This window comes from Brevibacillus massiliensis (genome assembly GCF_000311785.1).
Taxonomy (GTDB): Bacteria; Bacillota; Bacilli; order Brevibacillales; family Brevibacillaceae; genus Brevibacillus_C; species Brevibacillus_C massiliensis.
In genome coordinates this window covers 715,172-718,490 of the sequence record NZ_HE978536.1, presented here as the reverse complement: position 1 = coordinate 718,490, position 3,319 = coordinate 715,172, and the positions used below count along the sequence as shown (strand labels likewise).

The following is a 3,319-nucleotide window of genomic DNA, read 5'->3' as shown; positions in this document are numbered from 1 at the left end:
TTTTTTTTCGCCAAAGGATTCGACAGGCCCCCATGCTGAAATAGGCAGGGGGGTGATGTCATGATCTGCCACTTGAAAACAATCCTGGCCATACTGGACATGTGACAGCAAGAGCTGGCCGACATCCTCGGAGTCAGCCGCAATACAATCACAAACCTGGCGGGAAACAAATCTGTTCCCAATCTGGCGCTGGCCTACGATATTGTTGAAGTCTTGAATAAGCGAGGGTGCGGGAACAATACATTGAATGGGTGCCCCAGCAGCCTGATCGGTTGATTCTACTCGAATCCTGGGAAAGAGGAAGGAATCTAGGTGGCAAAGATAGTGCCAGCCGCTACCGGAACATCGTGAGTTATATCTACGGATTAAGGAAAAGGACTAAAATCAGCTAATCACGAAAACAGCGGAAAACGCCCGAATTTAGACTTTCAGGTTTCTTTACATAATGTGTATTATCGGGACTCTTTGATTTCATTCTGTAACTTTACAAATGAATGGGGTAATTGTACTTACTCACCAATTAAATCCAAGGTGGCGGAGAGATTTTTTAAATATATAGCTATAGTTACTGTTAAAATAACGAATGAAAATGTTAGCAGGGTTACACCAAAAGCTAATATTTTTTTTTGTACGTTCTGCCGGTAAAAAAATATGACGATGAAAACTGTACCAACAATAAATAATAAAAGGCTAACCAAACTAGCCAATATATAATTCAACAGACTAACCACTAAAAAAATCAAAATAACTCACCTCATATATAAAATGGTGGTTGAGAGTTTACACAAAAATATTTTATAGACTCCAGCGGTTCGATCCCGCTATGCTCCATCATACATAAACTGCGTAACGCTCGGAAACTGAACAGCACCTCCAATTGCTATGTATCTAACAGTTGGAGGTGCTGTTCATTATGATCCCCTAAGCGATATTTATGCTTTTAATCGAATAACACATCTTCAACCGTCTCCTTGAGAACGAAAGAAAAAACTTGGCTATACGTGTCTAGTGTAAACCGGATCTCGGGGGATGTTTTGAAATGGTTTACCACTATATTTGTCCAGCAATTTTCTTTAAGCGTCCTGCAAGTGGTACTACAATGATACCGGCTATTATGACCTGAAGAACGTTTCCGGGGATGGAGCCGAATGGCTGTATCCAGTTGCTGTAAAGGATAACTTCGGCAAAGTAGTAGCCCACGATTTTTATAATCAGTGCAACGACAACTGCCAGTGTGTTTACAAGTACTCTATTGCCAGGTACTTTTTCGGATATGAGGCCGGCTAAAAAGCCCATTGTACCTACGATGATGAACGTAAACGGTGCCCAAGCTGTCCAACCGGAGATAACATCGAAGAGGCCCATTCCGAAGGCGCCTGCTACGGCTCCTGTTCTTTTGCCGAACACAAAGGCTGCTATAAAAAGAGGTACGTTACCGAGATGGATTAGGCCTCCGTTACCCATTATTGGGAGCCTTATGTTGATGAACATTGTGGCTACGAGGGTAAGCGCGATGAAAAGGGCATTGATGACTAAGGTTTTTGTTTTCGTTGTGTTTTTCGATGAGAATGTTGAATCCATATGATTGCCTCTTTCTATTTTTTTACCTATTATCATACTCGTAATCAGATACATAATAAATATACTTTCTACTATTTATTTTGTGCAGGCAAATAATTTTCGTAAGAACAGAATTACGGGAGGCACTCTGTCCCTGTAAGGGGGCGAAGATCATTCGGTGTCGTGCTTTGAATCGATCATTGTGATTGATGAATCACTAACCTGAAAAGGGGCTAGCAATCCGAGACGACCTCAGTGAATCGCAAAACGGAGATTATATCTGCGGCCATTGAGGTGTTTGCAGAGATTGGATACTATAGGGCAACGACGGCACAAGTCGCGAAACGGGCCGAAATATCGCAGCCGTATATCTTTCGCTTTTTCTCAACAAAAGAAGCCTTATTGCTTGCGGCATTGGAGGTATCATGGACGCGAGTGATCGATTTCTTCCGCAAAGTCGTGGAGTCCGCGTCGCCGGAACAGCTGGAGAACGACTTGATCCGGGCCTATGACGATATGTTGAACTCCTACCGTAATAAAATACTGCTTCAAATGCAGGCGCAGACGATCCAGGAAGATTCGATCCGGGAAGCGATGCGCAATGGGGTCAGGGAAGTTCGACGTATGGTTTTGGACGCCTTTCGCGCAGCCGGCATTCCGAATCCCGAGGAGAGATGCTGTGCAACATTTCGACAGAGCTGAACATGCCCGAATTGAAGGAAATATGAAGGGGGGGAATTTTTAAAAAGTTGTGATTGACTGATCAATTACAATTTTAAAATGAGGTGATTCCGTTGGAAAAAGCGATTGTCGTAGGAGCAACTGGCGGTACAGGCGCGGCGATTACGGAAGAGCTGGCAAAGCGAGGGATTCGCACGATGGCCTTCGGAAGATCTGTTCAGAAGCTGGAGCAGTTGAGAGCTGGGCTGGGGAATCCGGAGAATGTAACGGTTGCAGCAGGTGACTTTCCGTCCGAGTGACATCGCCATGGCGGCGGAAGGTGCGGATGTCCTGTTCCATTGTGCGAACGTGCCGTATCACGAGATGGAGAGCAAGCTGATTCCTCTTGGCGAATCAGTGATGGAGGCCGCTGACCAGTTGGGCTTGAAGGTAGTCGCGATCGACGGCATTTATCCCTATGGAAGAAGGCAGATGACCGAGGAGCATCCGAAGCAGCCGCATACCAGAAAAGGGAAGACAAGACTCGCTTACGAGAAGATGCTGTTCGACAGCCGGTGGAGCCAGGCCAAGGTAATGATCGTCCACTTGCCGGATTATTACGGTCCCATGGCGAACGAGGCTTCTTACCTGGGCTCGACGCTCGAAGCTATCGCAGCAGGAAAGATGGCATTTTTTATCGGCAACATGCGTGTCCCTCGGGAGTTCGTTTACTTGCCGGACGCGGCGTTCATGATTGCGGAGCTGGCCGCCAAGGACGATACCTATGGGGAGAACTGGAATATACCGGGTGCAGGCCTGATTTCAGGCAGGGAGATCGTGTGAATCGCCAGACAGGCAAGCGGAAGCGCCAAACCGGTTATTCCACTGGGAAGAGTTGGGCTGTCATTGCTCGGTACGGTTGTACCGGTAATGAAGGAGGTTGTGGAGATGCTCTACTTGACAGAAGAGCCGCTTATCTTGAGCGGAGAAAAAATACGAGAGGTTGATCGGTCCTGTGCGGGCGACATCCTTTGAAGCGGGTATTACGAATACGATTCGCACGTTGCAAAGAAAAAATGAGTCTCTGTTGAAGTGATTG

At 46.4% G+C, this 3,319-nt stretch carries 2 protein-coding genes and 2 pseudogenes; 3 read left to right on the top strand and 1 reads right to left on the bottom strand.

Features of this window, described 5'->3' with window-relative positions; genetic code table 11:
* The first annotated feature begins 114 nt into the window (after window positions 1–114).
* Window positions 115–276 carry a helix-turn-helix domain-containing protein gene (locus HGBM_RS32425; RefSeq protein ID WP_390620958.1) on the top strand — a complete coding sequence of 54 codons (162 nt, stop codon included), beginning with the start codon at window positions 115–117 and terminating at the stop codon, window positions 274–276.
* Window positions 277–1,050: 774 nt separating this feature from the next.
* On the opposite strand, the gene HGBM_RS07375 is transcribed toward HGBM_RS32425, so the two are convergent.
* Window positions 1,051–1,581 (bottom strand): ECF transporter S component, encoded by a 531-nt coding sequence (locus HGBM_RS07375; protein WP_019120450.1) that lies wholly within the window; start codon window positions 1,579–1,581, stop codon window positions 1,051–1,053.
* A 234-nt stretch (window positions 1,582–1,815) separates the two neighbouring features.
* Between HGBM_RS07375 and HGBM_RS26910 the strand changes: the two are divergent.
* Both HGBM_RS26910 and HGBM_RS26905 read left to right on the top strand, forming a co-directional pair.
* Window positions 1,816–2,288: pseudogene (locus tag HGBM_RS26910) on the top strand (TetR/AcrR family transcriptional regulator).
* A gap of 66 nt (window positions 2,289–2,354) precedes the next feature.
* Window positions 2,355–3,316, top strand: a pseudogene (locus HGBM_RS26905) (SDR family NAD(P)-dependent oxidoreductase).
* The last annotated feature ends 3 nt before the right edge of the window (window positions 3,317–3,319 follow it).

Excerpts from the sequence above, each read along its gene's own strand:
- HGBM_RS07375 (WP_019120450.1), bottom strand. The coding sequence starts at position 1,581 with ATGGATTCAACATTCTCATCGAAAAACACAACGAAAACAAAAACCTTA.